Annotated in this window: 25 protein-coding genes; 21 read left to right on the top strand and 4 right to left on the bottom strand. The window is 34.1% G+C overall.

What is annotated here, in order from left to right; all coding sequences use genetic code 11:
• Positions 1 to 37: 37 nt before the first annotated feature.
• The 4 genes from V7S50_RS18770 (at position 38) to V7S50_RS18755 (ending at position 4,939) form a co-directional block, all read left to right on the top strand.
• Complete coding sequence (locus tag V7S50_RS18770; RefSeq protein ID WP_063223437.1) at positions 38 to 298, top strand: hypothetical protein; 261 nt, start codon at positions 38 to 40, stop codon at positions 296 to 298.
• A gap of 106 nt (positions 299 to 404) precedes the next feature.
• Positions 405 to 2,225: an AAA family ATPase gene (locus V7S50_RS18765; protein ID WP_242251853.1), complete on the top strand. Its 1,821-nt coding sequence runs from the start codon at positions 405 to 407 to the stop codon at positions 2,223 to 2,225.
• Positions 2,215 to 4,065 carry a hypothetical protein gene (locus tag V7S50_RS18760; RefSeq protein WP_242251929.1) on the top strand — a complete coding sequence of 617 codons (1,851 nt, stop codon included), beginning with the start codon at positions 2,215 to 2,217 and terminating at the stop codon, positions 4,063 to 4,065. Before V7S50_RS18765 ends, V7S50_RS18760 begins: the two co-directional genes overlap by 11 nt.
• Positions 4,066 to 4,342: 277 nt before the next feature.
• Entirely contained in the window at positions 4,343 to 4,939 is a 597-nt protein-coding gene (locus V7S50_RS18755; protein ID WP_242251854.1) for a hypothetical protein, read from the top strand.
• 96 nt (positions 4,940 to 5,035) lie between these two features.
• On the opposite strand, the gene racA is transcribed toward V7S50_RS18755, so the two are convergent.
• Positions 5,036 to 5,578, bottom strand: a complete 543-nt coding sequence (gene racA, locus V7S50_RS18750; protein WP_063223434.1) for a chromosome-anchoring protein RacA — start codon at positions 5,576 to 5,578, stop codon at positions 5,036 to 5,038.
• Positions 5,579 to 5,928: 350 nt separating this feature from the next.
• Here racA and V7S50_RS18745 point away from each other — a divergent pair, with 350 nt between their 5' ends.
• Both V7S50_RS18745 and V7S50_RS18740 read left to right on the top strand, forming a co-directional pair.
• Positions 5,929 to 7,284: a hemolysin family protein gene (locus V7S50_RS18745; RefSeq protein WP_242251855.1), complete on the top strand. Its 1,356-nt coding sequence runs from the start codon at positions 5,929 to 5,931 to the stop codon at positions 7,282 to 7,284.
• A gap of 132 nt (positions 7,285 to 7,416) precedes the next feature.
• Positions 7,417 to 8,841 carry an aldehyde dehydrogenase family protein gene (locus tag V7S50_RS18740; protein WP_199677600.1) on the top strand — a complete coding sequence of 475 codons (1,425 nt, stop codon included), beginning with the start codon at positions 7,417 to 7,419 and terminating at the stop codon, positions 8,839 to 8,841.
• Positions 8,842 to 8,943: 102 nt separating this feature from the next.
• Here the strand turns inward: V7S50_RS18740 and V7S50_RS18735 are convergent, their stop codons facing one another.
• Positions 8,944 to 9,336 carry a YueI family protein gene (locus V7S50_RS18735; protein ID WP_063223431.1) on the bottom strand — a complete coding sequence of 131 codons (393 nt, stop codon included), beginning with the start codon at positions 9,334 to 9,336 and terminating at the stop codon, positions 8,944 to 8,946.
• 232 nt (positions 9,337 to 9,568) lie between these two features.
• Here V7S50_RS18735 and V7S50_RS18730 point away from each other — a divergent pair, with 232 nt between their 5' ends.
• A complete protein-coding gene (locus V7S50_RS18730) occupies positions 9,569 to 10,702 on the top strand; it encodes a BA2291 family sporulation histidine kinase (RefSeq protein ID WP_080468540.1) in 1,134 nt (377 codons plus the stop codon).
• Between the two features lie 33 nt (positions 10,703 to 10,735).
• On the opposite strand, the gene V7S50_RS18725 is transcribed toward V7S50_RS18730, so the two are convergent.
• Positions 10,736 to 11,485: a DUF4397 domain-containing protein gene (locus V7S50_RS18725; RefSeq protein ID WP_242251856.1), complete on the bottom strand. Its 750-nt coding sequence runs from the start codon at positions 11,483 to 11,485 to the stop codon at positions 10,736 to 10,738.
• Between the two features lie 815 nt (positions 11,486 to 12,300).
• Between V7S50_RS18725 and V7S50_RS18720 the strand changes: the two genes are divergently transcribed.
• The 10 genes from V7S50_RS18720 to V7S50_RS18675 all read left to right on the top strand — a co-directional run bounded on the left by V7S50_RS18720 (position 12,301) and on the right by V7S50_RS18675 (position 21,604).
• Positions 12,301 to 13,611 (top strand): aspartate aminotransferase family protein, encoded by a 1,311-nt coding sequence (locus V7S50_RS18720; RefSeq protein ID WP_063223429.1) that lies wholly within the window; start codon positions 12,301 to 12,303, stop codon positions 13,609 to 13,611.
• Positions 13,608 to 14,306: an acetate CoA-transferase subunit alpha gene (atoD, locus tag V7S50_RS18715; protein ID WP_063223428.1), complete on the top strand. Its 699-nt coding sequence runs from the start codon at positions 13,608 to 13,610 to the stop codon at positions 14,304 to 14,306. Before V7S50_RS18720 ends, atoD begins: the two co-directional genes overlap by 4 nt.
• Positions 14,291 to 14,953 (top strand): CoA transferase subunit B, encoded by a 663-nt coding sequence (locus tag V7S50_RS18710; protein WP_242251857.1) that lies wholly within the window; start codon positions 14,291 to 14,293, stop codon positions 14,951 to 14,953. The genes atoD and V7S50_RS18710 overlap by 16 nt, the downstream gene beginning before the upstream one ends.
• Positions 14,954 to 14,968: 15 nt before the next feature.
• Complete coding sequence (locus V7S50_RS18705; protein ID WP_242251858.1) at positions 14,969 to 16,237, top strand: peptidase; 1,269 nt, start codon at positions 14,969 to 14,971, stop codon at positions 16,235 to 16,237.
• Positions 16,234 to 17,079 carry a putative beta-lysine N-acetyltransferase gene (gene ablB / locus V7S50_RS18700; protein WP_242251859.1) on the top strand — a complete coding sequence of 282 codons (846 nt, stop codon included), beginning with the start codon at positions 16,234 to 16,236 and terminating at the stop codon, positions 17,077 to 17,079. Before V7S50_RS18705 ends, ablB begins: the two co-directional genes overlap by 4 nt.
• 98 nt (positions 17,080 to 17,177) lie before the next feature.
• On the top strand, positions 17,178 to 18,563 hold the full coding sequence (rocR, locus tag V7S50_RS18695) for an arginine utilization transcriptional regulator RocR (RefSeq protein ID WP_242251930.1): 1,386 nt from the start codon (positions 17,178 to 17,180) through the stop codon (positions 18,561 to 18,563).
• A gap of 210 nt (positions 18,564 to 18,773) precedes the next feature.
• Positions 18,774 to 20,195: a lysine 2,3-aminomutase gene (gene ablA, locus V7S50_RS18690; RefSeq protein ID WP_063223423.1), complete on the top strand. Its 1,422-nt coding sequence runs from the start codon at positions 18,774 to 18,776 to the stop codon at positions 20,193 to 20,195.
• Entirely contained in the window at positions 20,192 to 20,464 is a 273-nt protein-coding gene (locus tag V7S50_RS18685) for a YokU family protein (protein WP_063223422.1), read from the top strand. The genes ablA and V7S50_RS18685 overlap by 4 nt, the downstream gene beginning before the upstream one ends.
• 72 nt (positions 20,465 to 20,536) lie before the next feature.
• Complete coding sequence (locus V7S50_RS18680; protein WP_000750725.1) at positions 20,537 to 20,752, top strand: YozE family protein; 216 nt, start codon at positions 20,537 to 20,539, stop codon at positions 20,750 to 20,752.
• A 189-nt stretch (positions 20,753 to 20,941) separates the two neighbouring features.
• Entirely contained in the window at positions 20,942 to 21,604 is a 663-nt protein-coding gene (locus tag V7S50_RS18675) for a hypothetical protein (protein ID WP_063223421.1), read from the top strand.
• A 4-nt stretch (positions 21,605 to 21,608) separates the two neighbouring features.
• On the opposite strand, the gene V7S50_RS18670 is transcribed toward V7S50_RS18675, so the two are convergent.
• Complete coding sequence (locus V7S50_RS18670; RefSeq protein ID WP_064774808.1) at positions 21,609 to 21,776, bottom strand: DUF3930 family protein; 168 nt, start codon at positions 21,774 to 21,776, stop codon at positions 21,609 to 21,611.
• Positions 21,777 to 21,926: 150 nt separating this feature from the next.
• Here V7S50_RS18670 and V7S50_RS18665 point away from each other — a divergent pair, with 150 nt between their 5' ends.
• The 4 genes from V7S50_RS18665 to V7S50_RS18650 all read left to right on the top strand — a co-directional run bounded on the left by V7S50_RS18665 (position 21,927) and on the right by V7S50_RS18650 (position 23,957).
• Complete coding sequence (locus V7S50_RS18665; protein WP_000658451.1) at positions 21,927 to 22,106, top strand: YozD family protein; 180 nt, start codon at positions 21,927 to 21,929, stop codon at positions 22,104 to 22,106.
• Positions 22,107 to 22,216: 110 nt separating this feature from the next.
• Positions 22,217 to 22,399, top strand: a complete 183-nt coding sequence (locus V7S50_RS18660) for a hypothetical protein (protein ID WP_016088012.1) — start codon at positions 22,217 to 22,219, stop codon at positions 22,397 to 22,399.
• Positions 22,399 to 23,220, top strand: a complete 822-nt coding sequence (locus V7S50_RS18655) for a serine/threonine protein kinase (protein ID WP_242251860.1) — start codon at positions 22,399 to 22,401, stop codon at positions 23,218 to 23,220. Before V7S50_RS18660 ends, V7S50_RS18655 begins: the two co-directional genes overlap by 1 nt.
• Complete coding sequence (locus tag V7S50_RS18650; RefSeq protein ID WP_242251861.1) at positions 23,202 to 23,957, top strand: sporulation protein; 756 nt, start codon at positions 23,202 to 23,204, stop codon at positions 23,955 to 23,957. The genes V7S50_RS18655 and V7S50_RS18650 overlap by 19 nt, the downstream gene beginning before the upstream one ends.
• Positions 23,958 to 24,024: the final 67 nt, after the last annotated feature.

Raw genomic sequence — 24,024 nt, 5'->3', positions numbered from 1 at the left:
GAATATTTAATACATAAGATATTCAGGAGGGATGAAAATGGAAGAAAAAGAACAGTTGACTAGAATTGCTGATTTAGCGAGTGAAGTAAGGAAAGTATTAGTGCAAGAATCTTTTTTTAATCATCATCCTGAACTGCGAGGAGTGATTGAAAATTTAGCGAGTGCTGTAGAGAATTTGGCGGAATTACAGCAAAATAAAGATGAAAACGCTGAAGATCGATTACGATATGTACTTGCTAAAATAAAAATTGCCCATAATGCCATTTTACAAGAAAAAAAAGCATTTCCATCTCATTAATATACGTTTTCATTTTGAACCTGGCGGATAACGTCAGGTTTTTTGTTTCTAGTTTTGTGTTTCTTTCATACACTAAGAATAGTATGAAAAAAAGAAGGTGACGAAGGTGAAATTACATAAAGCTCTTCAGCCAAGTTTTATAAAACGAATGTACTATATGAGGTTTATCGGAAAGTTTACAAAAGCAGAGAGAGAGAAGAGTGGAGAAAATTTCTTTGTACAATGCCTATCGCCAATACCATTCACGTTACAAGAGCAATTAAAAAATGAAGCATACGTATTTGAAGGTTTATGTAGCAATAAAAAGAATGAAAAAGTCTTTTCGGAATTAAAGAAAAGAAAATTAGAAAAACAATTGGTTATGTTTCGTCTCTATTATGAAAGAGGACATATATACGTGGAGTTAATTTGTGCAGAAGAACCGCGAGAAATGGCAAACGACTATAAAATGATTCCAGTACCTAAAGTTTCCGATTATAGAAAGGGAGAGTCTTTAGAAAGAAAACTTAGTAATGGTTATTTGTCATTTCTAATGCCAAAATATCCGAAAGACTTTGAGCCTCCTGAATTATTGTGGCACGAGGGAAGGTTATATGGAAATATATCTTTAAAGTCATCATCAATTAGTTCAATCGCATATTTTGAACAGCAGCGGGAATGTAAGTATATAGAATTAAATGACTGGATGAAGTATGTAGAAATAGCGGTAGAAGATCAATTATATTTTGTAAGCAATCATGTGTATGAGCAATTAAAAAAACGAATGACTGAAGAAGGTAAGCTTGTAGAGGTAGAGGAAATAAAAGTGCATAAGGATGAATGGGAATGGGATGAGCGTGAATCCGTCTTTTTACAGTATGTAAAAAGTTTTGTGCGTAATAAAGGGATATATTTGGATGAAACGGATATTTATAATTTTCATATAAGCGTAAAAACAAATATGTTGACGATTCTTGGTGGTATACCAGGCGCTGGGAAATCCCGTTTTGTGCAAGCTTATGCAGAAGCACTCGGATTAAAGTATGGGGAAGAATTGGTTTGGATTCCGATTTCACCATCGTACCAAGAACCACATGATTTACTTGGTTACCTTCACCCAAATGGTACTTTTATTGAAAGTGAAACAAAATTAGTTAGGGCATTAATGAAAGCAAAAGAAAATCAAAATCAACTGTATATAATCGTTTTTGATGAAATGAATATGTCACATATTGAGCATTGGTTTACTCCGTTTCTATCTGTTCTTCAACTTGAAAAGCAAAACCGTATTTTAAATTTGTATGAAGGTGTACAAGAAAAAGAAAATCCAATTCCACCAACAATTGAAATTGGAGAAAATATTATATTTGTAGGTACTGTAAATTTTGATGAAACAACGAAAGAGCTCTCAGATCGATTATTAGATCGGACGAATGTAATAACTTTACGAAAGATTCCGTTTTGTGAGATGTGTATGGAACAAGAGAAAGTTGTATTACAACCACCTCTGAAAGTAACTGCAGGAGAATTTCGCATAAATTGGGTCAGGAATAAATCAATGATTGAAGTGTTTTCTGAAGAAGAGTTAGAGCTATTAGATAAGTTACATGGTGTATTGTCATCACACGATGCGTCAAAGGGAATTTCTTTTCGATGTGCAAACGCAATAGCTACTTACTTGCAAAATATACCGTTCCAAAATAATCATTCCTATATGATCAGTAGAGAAGAGGGATTTGATTTACAAATAAAGCAACGTGTATTGACGAAAATAAGAGGGACTGAAATGATGGTGGGTTCTTTACTTTCAGAAGAAGTAAAAAGGGGAGCGACATTAGTACCTCTCTTGCAATCTCCACTTGCAAACAGAGTATCTACATTTGAACACTCTTTAGCATATATAAGAGAAAAGCGTAGAGAACTGGAGTTGTATGGCTATGCAAAATGAAGGGCGATATGAAACAGAAATCGTTGATACGAAAGAAACACTTCCTTTTGTATTAAAGTTAATCATTGGAACAGAGGCAAAAGGGGAATATATTTTATTAAATCGTCTTTGTACATCTACTACAGCATTAGTTCAATGTATTTATAAAGTACAAGAATTAAAACCAATCAGATTGCATTACCATTATGAAAGTCCAATGAATATTACTTTTATATGGAATAAAGTATATGAGGGTCAGAAAAATATAAAAGAGTCAAAGTATGAAATAAATGAAAAAAAACAAAAAGTACTAATATATGAACATGGTAAAACAGAATTCTTTTATCCATGGCGTTGTGGTTTATATCATTTTGAAGTGAATATAGAAGATAGAACGTATTATGGCGCTTTTCAAGTCGTCCCTAAAAATTTTTTTGATGACCAATTTGAAATGATTCAAAACTATGTGAAATCAATTTTAAATGAGTTGATTTTAGATAGAGGTTATTATAAAAAGACTTTCTCTACACTTAGTGATATTGAAGATTCTTCTTATTTAGTGTTACTTAGAAAGTTGCCGCAAAAAATGAAAAAGATAAAGCAAATTTTTAAGAAAATAGAATCGAGTTCAAAATTTATACATGAATATAAATGGGAAGAAAAGGAGCGTAAAGCAACGAGAAAAGGAACCGTAGTAGCGGATAGAAAACCGTATGCAAAATATTATAATCGTAAGTTTATAGAACAAAAAAATAGTAAGGAAAATGCATTTCTTAAATTTAAAGCGATGCAATTTTATCTCTATTTACTTGAAGCTGAAAGTTTTTTGTGCCAAACAATTGAAATATTAGAAAGAGAAAAAAGGAAGAAATCTGAAGAATTTCAAGCTGTAAAAACGATTATACAAACAATTGAGCGTAATGGATCAGTTACCGATAGAGAGAAACAAAAATATAAAAATTTACATTTACTAAAAGAGGCGGATTTACGAAAAAGTTCTATGAAGATACAAGAATATAAAATATTAGCGCATTTTGTACATGAAAGTGTACAATATTTTCAAACTTTAACGCATTCTCCATTTTGGAGAGAAGTTTCTGAAACGGGTAACATGAACACACATAATTTACCGATACCACATCAACAATTACTACAGCATTTAGATATACTTCCACAATATACAGAACAATCCCCATCTTTATTATTTGTTTATAAACCAACATTTTTAGTGTATGAATACTACGCTTTTTTTATCGTTATTTCTATGTTAGAGCAAATTGGTTTTGAGGCTAGAAATTCCATTCGTGAACAAATACAGGAACATTTTTATGTTGATGGATTACAAGATGGAACGACAGTAGTTTTACATCGAGATGATATTAGAGTGAATGTCGCATTTAATGATTTAATTGAAACACATCCACTTATTGCATTAAGTAAAGGGAGTAATTTTTATAATGGAGAAGACACGAAGAAGCCAGATATTCGCTTAGACTGTTATGTAAAGGAAGAAGAGAAATATGTATATCAATCTTCTATTATTATTGAAGTGAAGTATAGCCCAATGTACAATATTTTTCAGCACGTTGGAAATACAAAAGCAACTGAGCAAATGTATAAGTACTGGTCTATAAAATATGTAGAAGAACAGGATGGAAGACGAGTCTATTATCGAAGGGCCATTTATGAAGTCATTTGTGTATATCCAGGAAGTCATATGCACAGTAAAAAAATTGAGTCTGGGTGCGGTATGTTCTTGCAACTATATCCATATAAAACGAAACAAGGAGAAGAGAAATTAGCTGGAAAACATGGAATGGTACAAATTTTTGAGAAGTGGTTAAAAAGCATTAAGAAGTAAAAGAAATCCTTTTTCATAAAGGATTTCTTTTAGATTAAGCAGAATTATATGCAGTATGGAAAGAAGCATAATACGATTTGAATTTGAAAGTAATCTAAATATGTTGTAAGAAGAGCGGTACATGAGGGATAAAAGACAATAAAGGTGGAATTTAATTCATTTTACAGAATATAATAAGTCGTAAATATTTTTAGTTGCATACGAAGATTTGTTCTTATATGATAGGTAGTGAAAGCGTTATCAAAAAACAGAGCGGCGATGGGAAAGGCGGGTATATATGTTCCAGCGTGTTCAAACAAAGGAAGAACATTTTTGGTTCGAGCAACTATGGGGAGATTTTTGTGAAGAAAGAAACTTAATGTTCGTAGAACGTAATTTAAATCCATCACGATTTTTATTAATAGAAGATGAACATCATATCGGTACAGTAGAATGTATTAAGTATACGGTACCAGAACAATCGAATTCTGAGTTTTTCTATCCGTTTTCTAAAAATGAATTAGTGAAAGATTTGAAAAATGTATATGAAATAGGCAAGTTAAGTATTGCGAAAACGTCTCGTGGAAGAGGACACTTCAAAAGATTAACAGCTATTTTATTTATGCATGCATTAGAAACGAAAGCAGAATGGTATATTGCAGCAGTTACAAAAAGAATGTATATGTATTTATTAACACTCGGTTTCCCAATTGAACCGATAGATAATCCATTTCAGTTTCATGATACTTTACAAGGTGTACCAGTACGAATTCATGCCCGAAAAGGGGCTACACATTTGTATTCTTTAAAAGAATTTCGAGATGTGATTCAAGGGAATACTCATGCACAGGCATTAATCGCAGAATACAGTAAAAATATTATGTTAACCAAATAAAACGAAATGAATATGTATAATAAAGAGAATGCTATTTTAATATGAAATCATTCTTCATGAAAAAAGACCCTTATTATTTTAATAAGGGTCTAAAAATTATAATCCAAATATACTAAAAATCATTTTACGGCGCTTCGGTTTTTTTTCTCGTTCATATGTTGGTTTTGTATCAGGAGTAATATATATTGGTTCTTCTTTCTTAAGGGAAACTTCTAGCTTTTGAATTCGCTCTAACATTTCCTCCATTTCACGGCGATGTTGTAAAAGTTGGTATGTAACAACATCATTTGCTTTATCTTGCATTTGTTCTTCCATTCGATCTAGCCTTCTCGTAATAGTGTTTAATTGAGCGGTTAATTGTTCAAAATCATGCGATGATATGTTTTGAACAATTGTGTTTACTTGAGTTTTTAATTCTTCAACATCATTTGATGATGTTTTTTGAGCAGGTTGAGAGCTTTGGGGATGCTCTATTTGTGAAAGATGGTATTCTAACATTTGATCTAAATCATCTTGTGTAAAAATAAAGTGACCATATTTATTTTTTTCTATCGTAAGATTTAATTGTTGTGCAATCCGGACAACAGCTTTTGGGCTAACACCTAATTTTTTTGCGATAAATGGTGTTTTATATTCCAAAATAATCCCTCCTATATATATCCTGTTGAATGATTTCGATCTATGAAGTAAGTTCCCTTCTGGTGTGACAAAAGAAGTGTGGAATCGGCAAAGAAAGTGTTTTTTCACGAAATGAGGCTGTGAAGAATATATCGTGTATATAAAAAACGTTGTAAGATTTAGAATCATTTGACTAAGAGAAATGAATTAGATTATCATAATGATAAATATCTTTTTTATGTATGCATATAATATATAAAAAGGTGGTTGCTAATGTAGAATTTTGTTAAAGTATTAGAATGCTTACTTCACTTGAATAAAATTAAGTAGGAGGTGGCTTCCTTGCTTACAATGTAAGTAAGGAAAAGTATTTGGACATATATAGTATAAGTATAGTGATTGTTTTAATTGCCTTAACGGCATTTTTCGTTGCAGCAGAATTTGCAATTGTTAAAGTGCGAAGTTCACGAATTGACTATTTAATTGCGGAAGGAAATAATCGCGCAACACCTGTCAAAACAGTCATTACAAACTTAGACGAATATTTATCAGCTTGTCAGCTAGGAATAACAGTTACAGCTCTGGGGATTGGGTGGTTTGGTAAACCTGCATTAAAGCAAATGTTTGACACTTTTTTTGTAAATTTGAACATTTCTACTCAACTAGCAGACATTTTTGCTGTAATTTTAGTGTTTTTACTTATTACATTTTTACATGTTGTAATAGGGGAATTGGCCCCAAAAACATTTGCGATTCAAAAAGCTGAACAAGTGAGTTTATTTGTTGCTAAACCGTTAATTTTCTTTTATCGTATGGCGTTTCCGTTTATTTGGCTATTAAATGGATCAGCCCGAATTATTACGAAGTTCCTAGGGTTGAAACCGCCGAAAGGGCACGATGAGGTTCATTCAGAAGAAGAATTACGGTTATTAGTTTCGGAAAGTTACAAAAATGGCGAGATTAATCAGTCTGAATATAAATATGTAAATAAAATCTTTGAATTTGATGATCGTATAGCAAAAGAAATAATGGTACCCCGAACTGAGATGCATATTATAAGTAAAGAAATGCCTGCTGAAGAAGCTTTGCAAAAAATGTCTCGGGAAAAATATACGAGATATCCAGTTGTTGATGGTGATAAAGATCACGTAATAGGTTTTGTAAACTTTAAAGATATTTTCACAGATTTTGTGCAGCATAAGGCGGTTAGTAATAAGAAAGTAGAGCAATATATTAGGCCAATCATTTTAGTTATCGACTCTATCCCAATACACGACTTATTTTTAAAAATGCAAAAAGAAAGAACACATATTGCTATATTGATAGATGAATATGGTGGTACGTCTGGACTTGTTACTGTTGAAGATATTTTAGAAGAAATAGTTGGAGATATTCAAGACGAATTTGATACAGATGAACAGCCAGAAATTCAACAAGTAAGTGAAACGAAAACAATACTAGAGGGAAAAGTGCTAGTTAGTGAAGTAAATACGTTATTAGGTTTAACGATTGATGATAATGGTGTTGATACAATAGGTGGTTGGATTTTAACGAAGAATATAGAAATTGCTGAAGAGGATTTCATTGAAATTGAAAATTATAAGTTTTGTGTGAAAGAATTAGATGGACACTATATTAAGAGATTAGAAGTTACAAAAACTGTAGAATCAATTGTTATGTTAGAAGATGAAAAACAAATTTCATTACAAGAACAAATTAGTTCATAGACTCTGCTATATGGCAGAGTTTTTTTGAGCATAATGTTTTTTGGAGAATAAGGGCTATGATACAATGACATAAGTCAGACCTTTCACTAGGTGAAGTATTGCTGTATACATATATTTGGAAGGGGAAGAATTATGAAAAAGCATTTATATATAAATGGAGATTGGAAGTCTGTAAACACGTATAAACCATTATACGCACCATATGCTGAAGATACATTAGCGGAAATTGCACAAGGAACGGAAGAAGATGTAAAAGAGGCTGTTACTGCTGCAAAAAATGCAATGAAAAAAATGAATACATTATCTGCATATGATCGTGCGACTATTTTAGAGAAGGTTGCACAAAAAATGGATGAAAGAAGAGAAGAATTTGCAGAGATTATTGCAAAAGAGGCCGCAAAACCAATTCGTGCTGCGAGGGGAGAAGTAGATCGTACCGTTCAGACATACAAATTTGCAGCGGAAGAAGCGAAGCGTATATACGGCGAGACACTGCCACTTGATGCAGCGCCTGGTGCAGATGGCCGTATTGCCTATACAATAAGAAAACCGATTGGGGTTATAGGGGCAATTACACCATTTAACTTTCCATTAAATTTAGTAGCACATAAAGTTGGCCCTGCAATTGCTGCCGGAAATACAGTTGTATTAAAACCAGCTGATCAAACACCATTATCGTCTTATGCATTAGTTGAATTATTTGAAGAGGCTGGATTGCCAAAAGGAGCTTTAAATATTATTTCTGGTCCTGGTTCAACTGTAGGTGAGGCGATAGTTACAAATGATGATGTTGCTTCCATTACTTTTACGGGAAGTCCGAAAGTTGGCATTGGAATTAAGGCAAAGGCTGGGTTAAAGCGAGTTACCCTAGAACTAGGGTCAAATGCTGCTGTTATTATTGATGAAGATGTAGAATTAACGGATGAAATAATTGAACGTGTAAAATGGGGAGCATTTGTTAATAATGGACAAGTTTGTATTTCGGTACAACGTGTTTTTGTACATGAAAAGAGAATGGATGAATTTCTTTCAAAGCTAACGAAAGCGATGGAAACAGTTGTTGTTGGTGATCCACTGCTTGAAGAAACGGATGTATCGGCTTTAATTTCGAAAAAAGATGTAGAGCGAATTGAAATGTGGGTGCAAGAAGCAGTTAAAGCAGGAGCGAATGTTTTATATGGTGGTAAGAAACGTGATGAAAGGATTTTTGAACCAACTGTATTAACGAATGTTCCAGAGCATGTATCTGTTCAGTGCCAAGAAGTATTTGGTCCACTCATGACTGTAAATACATTTAAAGAATTTGATGAAGCAATAGAGAAAGTAAATCATTCGCGTTACGGTCTACAAGCAGGCGTATTCACAAATAATTTGTTCAAAGCAATGCGTGCGATTGATGAGCTAGAAGTTGGTGGTGTCATGATAAATGATATTCCAACGTTCAGGGTAGATCATATGCCTTACGGTGGTGTGAAAGAAAGTGGTACGGGGCGTGAAGGTATTAAATATGCAATAGAAGAAATGACAGAAATGAAATTAGTGTGTATTAAAAAATAAAGTAGAGAAACTTAAAACTTGCGCTAAAAAACGAGTAGGAAATGTTTACGATTCCATACTCGTTTTTTACGCTTCTAGTAACTATTTAATTAAGTGTACCTTTTACTTCATTTCTTGTTTGAAAATAGCATCTTCTACATAAATTTGTTCTTTATCTACAGCAGTGCTATGAGATAATACTAAACCGATTGGTGTTTCTGTACCTTTATTTTGAACAATTGTAAAAGGAATATTTTTTTCATTTGCTAATTTGATGTATTTTGATAAATGTGGGTAAGCAATGCCACCATTTAGGAATATTTGTAATGATTGAGAAGAGCGCATGCTACTAGCTACTTCAGAATATACATTACTTTGCATTACTTGACCGATAGTTAAAGCGATTTCCACACGCTCACGTAATGTAGTTAAATACATATTACGTTCTTCTGGTTTGTTCTGCTTTTGGCCGTAAATGCCTTCTTGGAGATAATCTTCCACATTTTTATTTACCATATTTTTCACACCTTTCATTTTCTATTGTACGAAAGAATGAAGCAGGATGCAAAAAAAGTCTCATCAAATGTAAAAAACTTTGAATGAAATGAAGGAAAATGGAATGTATCAATCTAAACAATTAATAAAGTCATAAAAATTTTATCAACACATATTAACAAAATGTGACAATAATCTATTAACGAATCGCAATTTTTGTGTTAATATTCAAAATATAAAGGGTGTTCGTCGCATGGAAATGGAGGGAATGGGGGTTTTTCCAATCGATAAGGATATTAAAGAAGTATTTTGTTCGCACTTGAAAAACAACAGGCACCAATTCGTTGAGAACTGGAAAAACAAAATGATAATTTCCGATAAAGATCCATTTAAACTAGAAGCAGTTCAAAATGGAGAGGATTTATTAGAGTTAATTATCGAACTTACTATGGAAGAAAAAGATATAGATTATCTTCAGCCATTATGCGAGAAAATTGCTATTGAACGTGCAGGAGCAGATGCGAATATTGGTGATTTTGTTTATAATGCAAATGTGGGAAGAAATGAGCTTTTCGAAGCGATGTGTGAATTAGATGTTAGCGCACGTGAATTGAAACCAATTATGGCTCAAATACATACTTGTTTTGACAAATTAATTTATTATACTGTTTTAAAATACTCGGAAATTATATCAAAAAATTTAGAGGAAAAACAGCAATATATTAACGAAACACATAAAGAAAGGCTGACGATTTTAGGGCAAATGTCAGCTAGTTTTGTACATGAATTTCGTAATCCACTTACTTCCATAATGGGATTTGTCAAATTATTGAAGGCGGATCATCCTAGTTTATCGTATTTAGATATTATTTCGCATGAATTAGACCAATTAAATTTTCGTATTTCGCAATTTTTACTCGTATCGAAAAAAGAAATGTGGACTGAATCAGAACGATTTTGGCTTAATGATTTGTTTCAAGATATTATACAGTTCTTATATCCGAGTTTGGTCAATGCAAATGTTTCGATTGAAAAGAATTTGCCGTATCCAATTTCATTTGTTGGCTATCGGAGTGAAGTGAGACAAGTAGTTTTAAATATATTAATGAACTCAATTGACGCTCTTGAATCAATGAAAGAAGAACGAAAAATTATCATTGACGTATTTGAAGAGGATCAAGTGATTCGAATTGTGATAAAAAATAATGGGCCAATGATTCCAGCTGAAAATGTAGAAACGATTTTTGAACCATTTGTAACTACTAAAAAGTTAGGAACTGGTATTGGGTTATTTGTATGTAAACAAATTGTAGAAAAACATAATGGGTCCATCATGTGTCGTTCAGATAACGATTGGACAGAATTTCAAATTGTATTTCAAAAATAAACAGTCTACACCAAATGAATGGTGTAGACTGTTTTAATTCGTAAGTATAACGGCTTCTAATTTAGGATCTTTCGTTGAATAACCTAAAATTGAAATTGTATAAATGATGTTCGGTTCGACTTTGAAATTCGGTATAGTTAGTAAGACGCTTGGATTATCTGCGAGTGAAACTACAATATCTGCTGTACCAGGGCTAACTTCTAAAAAATCTGTTATTTGTTTAAATAGTACATTTTCAAATAAATGATCTCCACCTTTTAAATCTATATTTACAACAGGGGTATCTGGAGAAAAATGTGCAAAGCGTATTTTTGCTTGGCCAACTGGTAAATGTGTATTATCAAGCATAGGTTGTAATTGTAGATGATTATCACTATTTATTGCGGCAAAAGTATAAGTGTGATTTCCCATTATCGGTACTAAAGCTGAAAAAATGGGAGTTTCGTTTCCGACAGGAATAATATCTATACGGTATTTACCTTGCCCTAATGTTAAATAGGGACTAAATTGTTTAAACGAAATATTTTTAATAACCTTTTGCCCGTTTACTAAAATGTCAACTGCAGGTGTATTTGAAGCAGAGTGAAAAAACCTTATGTGTGACGGTAAAGTAGCTTCTTGTGAATCTCTTTTTTCATATGCCTGTACAAGTTTCGTAAGTGCATCATAATATTTCATATATAACTCTACATATTTTTTCGGATTATGAAATTGATAGTAACGAGCGAGTTGTTCGTAACGTGCAACTTCTTGTCCATATTTTTCGAGTTCAGATTGAGACATGAACATTCCTCCTTTGTCATCATTAAAACTATATGCTTAGCAAGAACGAGGTTATGCGAAAAAATGGTTTTTAAAGGAGAAAATTTGTAATGAAGACGTTGAAATGCATGGTCTGAAATTCTTAAAAAATAGGGATTTTTTAAATTATAGGCAAATACACATACGAAGTGATAATTGTCCTACATAATTTATAAAGGAATGGTAGTTTGAATTTGAGGGAAGGAGTGACGAATTGGGATGTGGTTGTCCCAAAAGTGATTGGGAATGAAGTTATGAAGGATTTTGTGCTATAGTTTTTGATTCATTTTTGCAAGTGAAGGTATTAACCGGTAATAGAGCGTCGTGCCGAACTGATTAATGTGGTTAATCGGTTCTTTTTTTATTGTATAAAACGAACGGTAATGTATGTGGAATATTGGTTTCTATACAAATAATCGCTATGCATTTAGTAAGGATAATTGTCGAATTTTGTTTGAAAATATGCAATATAAAGTAGGTGAATAGGAAGGAGTTTAAAGGGAGTTTCGTCGAAGTTTACACAATGTCGGCAATTGAGCGAGGCTGGCATTATGTTAGAAAAATATTTAGTGAAGCGTTAATTTTATATAAGGGAGGGTTATTTGAGCGTATAGATAAGGGTTGGTCTTCAATTTAAGTTCTGAATTTTCTGTTTTTAAAATTGTATTTAGCACTCATTTGTATATTTTATAATAGTTTTTTGATAAATTCACTGCTTTCGCAGAGGGTTCTTTTTTATGAAAGAAACGTCAATTTTCTTCATATATATATACAAATTGGAGAAATGGGGGAGCGCTATGCGCGATTACTTAATTAAACCACTTGTTGGTCAGCCGTATCCAATGATTTCACATGGAAAAGGTGTGTATTTGTATGATCAAAACGGAAATAAATATTTTGATGGCTCGTCAGGGGCAATTACGGCAGGGATTGGGCATGGCGTAAAGGAGATTGCAGACGTTATCAAAAAACAAGCAGAGGAGATTGCTTTCGTTTATAGATCACAGTTTACGAGTGAACCAGCTGAAAAATTAGCGAAGAAATTAAGCGATTTAAGTGTAGGAGATTTGAACTGGAGCTTTTTTGTGAATAGTGGTACGGAAGCAAATGAAACAGCTATGAAAATTGCAATCCAGCATTTTCAAGAGCGAGGTATTCAAGGGAAGCATAAAATTTTGTCACGATGGATGAGTTATCACGGTATTACGATGGGAGCCTTATCAATGTCTGGGCATCCACTACGCAGACAACGTTTCGTGTCAATTTTAGAAGATTATCCAACTATTCCAGCTCCATATTGTTTTAGATGTCCGGTGCAAAAGGTATATCCGACTTGTCAGCTTGCTTGTGCGACTGAACTTGAAAGATCAATTGAAAGAATTGGAGCAGAACATATCGCAGCTTTTATTGCTGAACCGATTATCGGAGCAGCTGGAGGCGCAGTCGTTCCGCCGAAAGAATATTATAAAGTCATTAAAGATATTTGTAGTCATTATGATATTTTATTTATTGCTGATGAAGTAATGACTGGACTTGGTCGTACTGGCGCATGGTTTGCGATGGAGCATTGGGGTGTAGAACCGGATATTATGACCCTTGGTAAAGGTTTAGGAGCTGGGTATACACCAATGGCAGCGACGGTTGTAAGTGATCGTGTTCTGGAGCCAATTTTACGAGGATCACGTTCTGTTATGAGTGGGCATACGTTAAGTGCAAATCCATTATCTGCAGCAACAGCGCTAGCTGTTATTGAATATATGGAGAAACATAATCTACCTGAAAAAACAGCTGAAAAGGGAGAGTATTTAATAAAAGGATTACAGAAAGTTCAACAACAATCGACAATCATTGCGGATGTGCGCGGAAAAGGGTTGCTGATTGGAGTAGAATTGCAACCGTTTACAAAAGCGTCGGAACTTATTTCGGTTGCAGCTAAAAATGGTCTTCTCTTATACCAAGCCGTTTCAGGGCAAGCAGGAAAAGAAGATAGTGCACTGCTTGTGGCACCGCCAATGACAACTACATATTCCGAGTTAGATGAATTACTTTCAATTTTTGCAAAAAGTGTAGAAGAAATGATGCAAAAAGGAGGGCATAGTATCGCATGACAACTATTACGAATACATTCGATAAATTAAAAGAGATTGAGGAAGTAATTTCTTTATTCCACGATGATATGACATTAATGTTTGGGGGATTTGGGGGGATCGGATCCCCTCCATCTTTAATACAGGCGATATTAGAAAAAGGAGTTACAAATTTAAATTTAATAGGGAATGACACAGGATTTCCTGATGTAGGAATTGGTCGTCTTGTTACGAATGAAAGGGTAAAATCGTTAGTTACTTCTCATATTGGTTCAAATCCAAATGCAGGAAGACAATTAAACGAAGGAAGGTTACAAGTTGAATTTTCTCCCCAAGGAACATTAGCGGAGCGTATTCGCGCTGGTGGTGTAGGACTTGGTGGGGTGTTAGTTGATGTAGGTGTTGATACGATTGTAGAAGAAGGAAAACGTACAGTTGAAATGAATGGTAAGACATATTTAGTTGAAACAGCATTAACTGCTGAGGTTGCGATTGTATATGCGAAAAAAGCAGATCCATTTGGTAACCTTGTGTTTGACAAAAGTGCTCGTAATATGAATCCTCACGTAGCTATGGCAGGGGATATAACGATTGTAGAGGCAGAAGAAATCGTTCCACTTGGTAGTTTAGATCCAGAAGAAATTGTTGTCCCAGGAGTATTTGTAAATTATATCGTACCGTCGGAAGGAGTGAATTGGAAATGGGTATGGGCATAGAAGTGAGAGATAAGATTGCTAGACGTGCAGCGAAAGAAATACAAAATGGTATGATTGTAAATTTAGGAATTGGCATACCATCGCTTGTACCGAATCATCTGCCTGACGATATAAATGTTATGTTTCATGCGGAAAATGGAATCGTAGGTATGGGACCTACGCCAAGTAAAGGAAATGAAGACGGAAATTTATGTAACGCAGCGGGTTTGCCAACCTCTCTTATTACAGGAGCAAGTTATTTTGATAGTTGCACAGCTTTTGGGATGATTCGAAAAGGTTTACTAGATATAACAATTCTTGGTTCATTACAAGTAAGTGAGAATGGTGATTTAGCAAACTGGATTGTTCCAGGGAAACGCGTTCCAGGTATTGGGGGAGCGATGGATTTGGCACAAAAGGCGAAGCGAGTCGTTGTTGTGATGAACCATGTTGATAAATACGGAAATGCAAAAATTGTTTCGGAGTGTACATTACCATTAACTTCAAAGAAATGTGTAGATTTAATTATTACGGATATGGCAGTTATGGAAGTGACGAAGGAGGGACTTGTTTTACAAGAATTGATGAGTCCATACACAGTGGAAGATATAAAACAACATACAGAAGCAGATTTTGAAATTGGCTCTAACTTACTAGTAATTGAATGAGGGGAGATGTAATATATGGAGCAATTAAAAAAACAAGTTTGTGATTATATTGAGAGTCATGAAGAGGAAAGCGTGAAATTTTTAAAACGATTAATTCAAGAAAAGAGCGTATCTGGTGATGAAAGTGGTGCGCAGGCAATTGTGATTGAAAAATTACGTGAGCTAGGTTTAGATCTTGATATTTGGGAGCCTTCATTTTCTAAAATGAGAGATCATCCCTATTTTGTATCACCGCGTACAAGTTTTTCAGATAGTCCAAATATTGTAGCGACTTTAAAAGGAAGTGGCGAAGGGAAATCTATGATATTAAATGGACATATTGATGTCGTACCAGAAGGAGATGTGAACCAGTGGGACCATCATCCTTATAGTGGTGAGAGAATAGGAAATCGTATATATGGTCGTGGAACGACAGATATGAAGGGCGGCAATGTCTCACTTATGCTTGCGATGGAAGCAATTATTGAATCTGGTATTGAATTAAAAGGAGATATTTATTTTCAAAGTGTAATTGAAGAAGAAAGTGGCGGGGCAGGAACATTAGCGACTATATTACGAGGATATAAAGCGGATGGTGTCATTATTCCTGAACCAACAAATATGAAGTTTTTCCCGAAACAACAAGGGTCCATGTGGTTTCGCTTACATGTGAAAGGGAAAGCAGCACACGGTGGAACACGCTATGAAGGAGTAAGTGCAATTGAAAAAAGTATGTTTGTTGTAGAACATTTGAGAAAACTGGAAGAGAAAAGAAATGACCGAATTACAGACCCATTATTTAAAGGAATACCAATTCCAATTCCAATTAACATTGGGAAAATTGAAGGTGGGAGCTGGCCAAGTTCTGTTCCTGATTCTTTAATTTTAGAAGGAAGATGCGGTATCGCGCCGAATGAGACTATAGAGGCAGCAAAAGAAGAGTTCGAGAATTGGATCGTTGAATTAAATGATGTGGACAATTGGTTTGTTGAAAATCCAGTAGAAGTAGAATGGTTTGGAGCGAGATGGGTTCCTGGTGAACTAGAAGAAAATCATGAGTTAATTACAACTCTCGAGCATAACTTTGTTGAAATTGAAGGGAACAAACCAATTATTGAAGCATCTCCGTGGGGGACTGATGGAGGTTTATTTACACAAATCGCCAATGTACCAACGATAGTATTTGGCCCAGGTGAGACGAAAGTAGCACATTATCCAAACGAATATATAGAAGTTGATAAAATGATAGCTACCGCAAAAATTATTGCATGTACATTACTAGATTGGTGTGAGGTGAAAAAATGAAATACTATGAATCTTTTAGAGAACAGACGAATGGTTATACAATAGAAGGCGTTTTAGACTATTTTAATAAACGAATTCGAGTAGACCACTACACAGGAAATATTGAGAGGATTATCCAAACAATTGACGAATTAGCAGAGAAACATTCTTTCACTAAATGTATTGTTAAAGGAAAGGGAGAGCATGTTTCAACATGGCTCTCTTTCGGTTTTTTATTAGAAGCAACAATACCACATTATTTTCAAGGTCACGATGCATACTTCTTCGTGAAATTTAATAATGATGAAAGACGAAATAGTATTCATTGGGCTGAGGAAGATACCATTTTAAGCGGTGTAAAAGCGAAAGAAGTAAAGGGAAAAATAGTTCCAGAGAAATTTCTATTAAGAAGAGCGACAGTAGAGGATGCGGAAGAATTAGCAGCTGTCTTTGGGAAAGTATTTGAAGTGTATCCAACTCCTTTAAACGAAGCGAGTTATGTAAAACAAACGATGGAAGAAGACGATACAATTTACTATGTGTATGAATTCGAGGGGAAAATAATTAGTACGGCGTCTGCAGAAATGAATATAAAAGAAGGAAATGCAGAATTAACGAATTGTGCTACTTTACCTGAATATCGTAAACATGGGTTTATGAAAAGTTTACTAATTAAGTTAGAAGAAGAACTTCAAGAAAAATCGATTTTCTGCTCGTATACAATTGCTCGATCGCTTTCTTTCGGAATGAATGCGGCATTTCATCAATTAGGTTATACGTATACAGGAAGATTGGCGAACAATTGCTATATTTTTGATAAGCTAGAAGATATGAATATATGGATGAAAGATTTGTCTAAATAGTACGGTATAAAAATAGAACGGAATCGTCATGCTTATAATCGCACATAGGTATGCCGAAAATTCGGCATATAATTGCTGGATTTTCGGCAAGAGGGGGGATGACATTGCTAGCAGTTTCGACACAAGAAGTCATTGAAGCGATTTTGGGCAGTATTGATGAGGCAATACACGCAGTAGATGAAAATGGTATTACAATTTTCTATAATACTGTAGCTGCAAAACACGATGGATCAAAAATTGAAAAAGTGTTAGGTAAACATTTGTTAGAAGCGTTCCCTTCTTTATCTAGGGAAACAAGTACGTTGATGAAAGTGTTAGATACAAAAAAACCAATCGTTCATCAAGTTCAGCATTATCAAAATTTAAATGGGGAAGACATTTGTACAGTAAATACAACGTTACCTATTTTTATAGATGGAAATATTGCTGGAGCTGTTGAAATCGCAAAGGATTATTCCACAGTTCAAAAACTTACGGATACAATTGTAGATTTGCAGTCGAAAATAAAGCGGTCATCTAGAAAAAAAGCAATCAAAAAGCATGTTGCATTTGAGACGATAGTGACGAATGATGCTCGGTTTAAACAGACGAAAGAATTAGCGCAAAAAGTAGCCCCAACTGATGCAAATGTTTTAATATATGGGGAAACAGGAACAGGAAAAGAGTTATTTGTACAAGCGATTCATGAAGCTTCTAAGCGGAAGAACAAGCCGTTTATTGCACAAAACTGCGCAGCTTTGCCGGAGTCGCTATTAGAAAGTTTATTGTTTGGAACGACGAAAGGTAGTTATACTGGGGCAATTGAACGAGCGGGATTATTTGAACTTGTAGATGGAGGGACATTGTTTTTAGATGAACTGAATTCAATGCCGCTCGATTTACAAGCGAAGATGTTACGTGTATTAGAGGATGGTGTTATTCGTCGAATTGGTGATAATAAGACGAGAAAAGTAGATGTTCGTGTTATTACCGCAATGAATCAGCCACCAGAAGTATGTTTAAGAGAGAATAAAATTCGCACTGATTTATATTATAGATTAAATGTGTTTTCATTATATATTCCGCCGCTACGTGAAAGAACGGAGGATGTATTATTATTAGCGTCTTATTTTTTGAATGAATATAATAAAAGTTATAAAAAAGGTGTACTTCAAATGGATCAGGAAGCGAAAGAAAGACTACAGGCTTACCAATGGCCTGGAAATGTTCGGGAGCTAAAACATACGATTGAACATGCTGTCATTATCGCAGAAGGGAATACATTAACAGCAAATTGTTTACCGCGTGCATTTCGGAAAGAGAATCTTCCAAAGCAGAAGAGAATATTACCGCTTAGAGAAGCACTTCATCAAACGGAGAAGGAATTAATAGATCAAGCGTTAATTGAAACGGAAGGGAATATATTACAAGCTGCAAAAATGTTAGGTATCCCTCGTCAAACGCTTCAATATAAACTGAGTAAGTACGACAAAACCGCCGAATAATTGGCGGTTTTTGTGTGTTTGCACCAGTAAAAGAGCGTTTACATATATAAAAAGTAATGAATATGATAGTATGTATGGATTTCATACAATGCTTAAAAATATTTTTTCGCTTATGTAATAGGGTTCTCCGTACATTTACTTATCAATAAAGTAAAGTTGGCATAACTATTGCTTATATAAAGGATGAGCGTATAAAAAGGGGGAATAGCAATGTTACATGATGTATACAAACCAAATCGTCACTGGAAGGATATCGAGTTGTGGAAGGATGTTACTGAAGAGCAATGGAATGATTGGGTTTGGCAATTAACGAATACGATCAAAACGTTAGATGATTTAAAGAAAGTAATTAACTTAACACCTGAAGAAGAAGAGGGCGTTAAAATTTCAACGAAAACGATCCCGTTAAACATTACACCGTACTATGCTTGGCTAATGAATCCTGATGACCCACGCTGTCCGATTCGGATGCAATCAGTACCGATCTCGGAAGAGTTATATAAAACAAAATATGATTTAGAAGATCCGCTTCATGAAGATGAAGATTCACCAGTTCCAGGATTAACACATCGTTATCCTGACCGTGTATTATTCTTAGTAACGAATCAATGTTCTATGTATTGTCGTTACTGTACACGTCGTCGTTTTAGTGGACAAATTGGAATGGGTGTGCCAAAGAAACAATTAGATGATGCAATTGCTTATATTAGTGAAACGCCACAAGTACGTGACGTTTTAATTTCTGGCGGTGATGGACTTCTAATTAATGATAAAATTTTAGAGTATGTATTAAAAAATTTACGAGAGATTCCGCATGTCGAGATTATTCGTATCGGAACAAGAGCGCCAGTAGTATTCCCGCAGCGTATTACAGAAAACTTATGTAACATTATTAAAAAATACCATCCAGTATGGTTAAATACACATTTCAATACATCTATTGAAATTACAGAGGAATCGAAAAAAGCATGTGAAATGTTAGCGAATGCTGGTGTTCCGGTCGGAAACCAAGCAGTAATTTTAGCTGGTATTAACGACAGCGTGCCAATTATGAAAAAACTTATGCATGACCTAGTAAAAATCCGTGTACGTCCATACTATATTTATCAATGTGACTTATCTGAAGGTATCGGTCACTTCCGTGCACCAGTATCTAAAGGTCTTGAAATTATTGAAGGTTTACGCGGACATACGTCTGGTTATGCGGTTCCGACATTCGTTGTTGATGCACCAGGAGGAGGCGGAAAAATTGCGCTTCAACCAAACTATTTAATCTCGCAAAGTGCAGATAAAGTTGTGCTTCGTAACTTTGAAGGTGTAATTACAACGTATCCAGAGCCAGAGAGCTATATCCCAGGAAGAGCAGAAGGGTACTTTAAAGAAATCTATCCAAACTACGAAGAAAAACGTTCGGATGTTGGTATCGCAGGTCTTATGAGTGATAAGAAATTTAACCTTGTTCCAGATGACTTACAGCGTATGAACCGTCGTAAAGACTATGAAGATAATGACACTCATGCATCATTAAAAGATAAACGTGATAAGCGCGACCAATTGAAAGATAAAAAATATCAAGCACAAATGGCTAAATTAGAAGAGAACGACAAAAAAACTGAGGGTGATGCAGTATGAATTGTATGTGGTGTGACGGTACAGAAGCGAAAGAAAGCTTAAATACTGTATATTGGGAATTACCAGATGGTACGAAAGCCATTGAAATCCAAGAGACACCATGTATTTCTTGTTCCTCATGTGGTATGGACTATCAATCAGATCAAACTGTGAAAGAAATAGAAGATCAGTTGTTTTTAATTTATACGAAAGATTTACCAAAACAACTAACATATGAAGAATTAATGGGAAGACCAAGACTACTAAAAAGGAATTATTTCGACTTTTAACCAGCATTTATGCTGGTTTTTTTCTTTTTTGCCTTGTATAATGTACCCAAGTTAGAAAGGTAGGGAATATTTTTGAAAAAGACATTTTACCACTATATGATGAAGCATCGTGCAGCTTTATTTAGTAATGAAATATCGAATTTAGCAGAGGCAATGTATGATGATTTAAGTTTTCCAAAGCAATCTGAAGATTATGATGAAATTAGTTCATACTTAGAGTTAAGTGGAATGCTAGAAAGTATGTCTATATTTGATGAAGCATGGGATTTGTACATACAAGAGAGATAAAAACTATATGAAATGTTTTGATGTGAAGCTAGTCTATTTGCTAGCTTTTTTTACGTTGTAAATAAATTTTTATATGGTGATATTTTTTATTGAAAAAATTTATGAATATACGCTTCTGTGATAAGCGTTTTTAAGTAGGTTGCATATACTGTTATCAAAATCACGACGTCAAAAAAAGGAGAGATATAGATGGCAAGGAAAAAGCAACCTAAATATAACGTAGGGGACATAGTCGTGATTACGCTATATGGAACCGTTGGTAAAATCACAAATATGAAGGTTTTAGATGGAGTTTATGTATACGAAGTCAATAATCACGATGGATTTTACGTAGAGCAAACATTGCAGCACGTTTCAGAGCAAGATATGAAAAAAGGTGAAACTGAGTGGATTGAATTAAATTATAATTTCACATTTGGTGATCTCGTGCAAGTAACAGGTTATGATAAAGATGTTTTCCGTATTGTTGGTTTTCGTACAGAAGTATGGAGATATAAAAATGACGCATGGGAAGATACAATATATGAATTGTCACGAATTACGGATGGTGAATGGTTAGAAGCGGATGAATCAGATTTAACGTTACTTGCCAATGCTCAAACGGCAAATGCAATTTTGAAGAAAATGAAACAAGATAAAGCTGGCATGAATAAATTAGATTTAGGAAAATTAAAGTCAATTAACAACTCAAAAAAAGTGAGTGTTAAGACAAATCGTCAAGAAATCATTGATGGATTACTTGATATTTATAACGATTACCAATTGTTATTTGATACATTTAAAGATGAAGAATACAAAATTGTTATGGATGTTGTTCATAATTATTTAGTTAAACTGACAGAGAGAAAATAGTTAACTAGAAAGAGAGAATGAATTGAACAACAACATATGCAGTATAAGGTATGCCTACAATTATTAAAAAAATAAAAAGCCATTTAACAAGAGAGTCTGCCCATTGATCTTCATGCATGAACTCTTCTTTTGTTTGCCCTACTTCTTGCTTTACCTCGTATTGGTATTCCATAATTATTTCCCCCTTTTTGATAGCTTGTACTACCATCGTATGCACCTCGTCCAAAGGATATGACCTATAAAAAAAGAAAAACTATTTTTCTAATCTCATATACATAATTTTGAGATTTTTTCATAAAACAGAAATAAAGGAGTGATGCTCATGAAGGAAATTGAAGTCGTAATTGATACGGAAGAGATTGCGGAGTTTTTTTATGAGCAACTAATTGAAAGAGGATACGTTCCAAAACGAGAAGAAATTGAAGATCTCGCAGATATTACATTCGAGTATTTATTAGAGAAATGTATGATTGATGAAGTTTTTGATGAAGAAGATGAGTGAAAGTAACGACGGGCTTAACTCGTCGTTTTTTACTCTTTACAAACTTGTCACAAACATAGCCGACAATTATTGGTATAATTAAAAGAAAATTTTACTCAAGAGGTGAAGGGATGTTCAAAAAAATTATTGATTCTTTATTAGGAAAGAAAAAATATCGTTCGTATTCAAGTAGTGATTATCGTCATAGAGGGCGCTCATATTCAAGTAGCGATTATAAACGACGTTCATCTGGTTATGGGCATCAACATTATAAAAGAAAACGTAAAAGCCGTAGTTTCTTTTCAAGTAGCTGATGAAATGGCGTCATGTACTAGCTTTATTTGATAGACCACTGCGAAAAAATACAATTGTTGCAGAACGTTATAAAATCGAATCAGTAATTGGAATGGGTAGTTATGGGGTTACATATGTCGTTAATGATTTACAAATAAATAGATATAAAGTCTTAAAACAATTAAGACAAAGTAAACAAAGATATGAGTCTGGTAGAAAATCATTTGAACAAGAGAAAATGATTTTGCAAACATTAAATCATCATGCAATTCCTAGTTTATACGATCATTTCGTATGGGAGAAAAAAAGCTTTTTTGTGATGGAATATATGCCTGGTAAAAATTTCGAAGATTATATTTTTTTAGATGGGCATGTATATACAGAACGTGAAGTTTTAAAAATTTTATATGAAATATTAGAAATTGTATCGGTGTTTCATAGTGTAGGTATTATTCACCGAGATTTACGCATTCCAAACATATTAATGAAAGAAAACCAAATTAGTATTATTGATTTTGGATTGGCTAAATTGAAAGGTGAGGGTGATGAACGAGCTACAACTTATGAAGGTGAACAAGCTTTGATGCGAGAAGTTCATTTTCGTAGCGACTTTTATGCGCTTGGTCATTTCTCATTATTTTTATTATATGCAGGCTATGAATCTAATGAAAAACATGAAAAACCATGGTATGACGAATTAACTTTGGAAAATTATAATCGTGAAATGCTTATGCGAATGTTACAAATAAAATCGCCGTACTATGAGAATGTACAAGATTTAAAAAAAGATGTAGCTTTTGCTTTAGAAAGGATGGAGGTTCCATGTTTCAAAAGTTTTTAGCAAGCGTTGGTATTGGTAATGCAAAGGTAGATACAGTTCTTGAAAAAGATGAGTATATTGTTGGAGAAGAGATACTAGGGAAGGTTCATATAACTGGTGGTTCAGTTAGCCAACAAATTGAAAGCATTTACTTAACGTTATCAACATCATATGTACGAGAAGTGGATGATAAAAAAGTAACAGCAACATTTGATCTAGAGCGAGTTCGTTTAACAGAACCTTTTTCTGTTGAGCCGAATGAAAAGAAAGAAATTCCATTTTCATTTAAGATGCCAGTTGAAACGCCACTTACACTTGGAATGAAAACAGTTTGGGTGCATACAGGTCTTGATATTAAACGCAGTATAGATCCAAGTGATCGTGATTATATTCAAGTGTTGCCAAATGCACTATTAAATAGTGTGTTAGAGAGTGTAAATCAATTAGGTTTTAAAGCGCGTCATATAGAATGTGAAGAATTACCGTATCGATTACGTAAGCAAGTTCCATTTGCACAAGAATTTGAGTTTGTTCCTGTTTCCGGACAGTATTATGGGAAATTAGACGAACTAGAATTATTAATCTTGCCAAGTGCTTACGATCGCCTAGAGATTATTATGGAAGTTGACAGAAAATCTCGTGGATTAGCAGGTTTATTTGCAGAAGCGCTGGATCTTGACGAGAAAGTGATTCGTTTTACAGTAACGAATGAAGATATTCCAACGATGAAAGAAAAAATTAACAATTATATTTTTTAATAAACTATGCATAAAAAAGAAATGGAGAGGAAAACTAAAACAACCGCTCCATTTTTTTGCATAGTGA

Source organism: Bacillus sp. CCNWLW194, assembly GCF_037120585.1.
Classification (GTDB): Bacteria; Bacillota; Bacilli; order Bacillales; family Bacillaceae_G; genus Bacillus_A; species Bacillus_A basilensis.
This window is presented reverse-complemented; position numbering and strand designations above follow the sequence as displayed.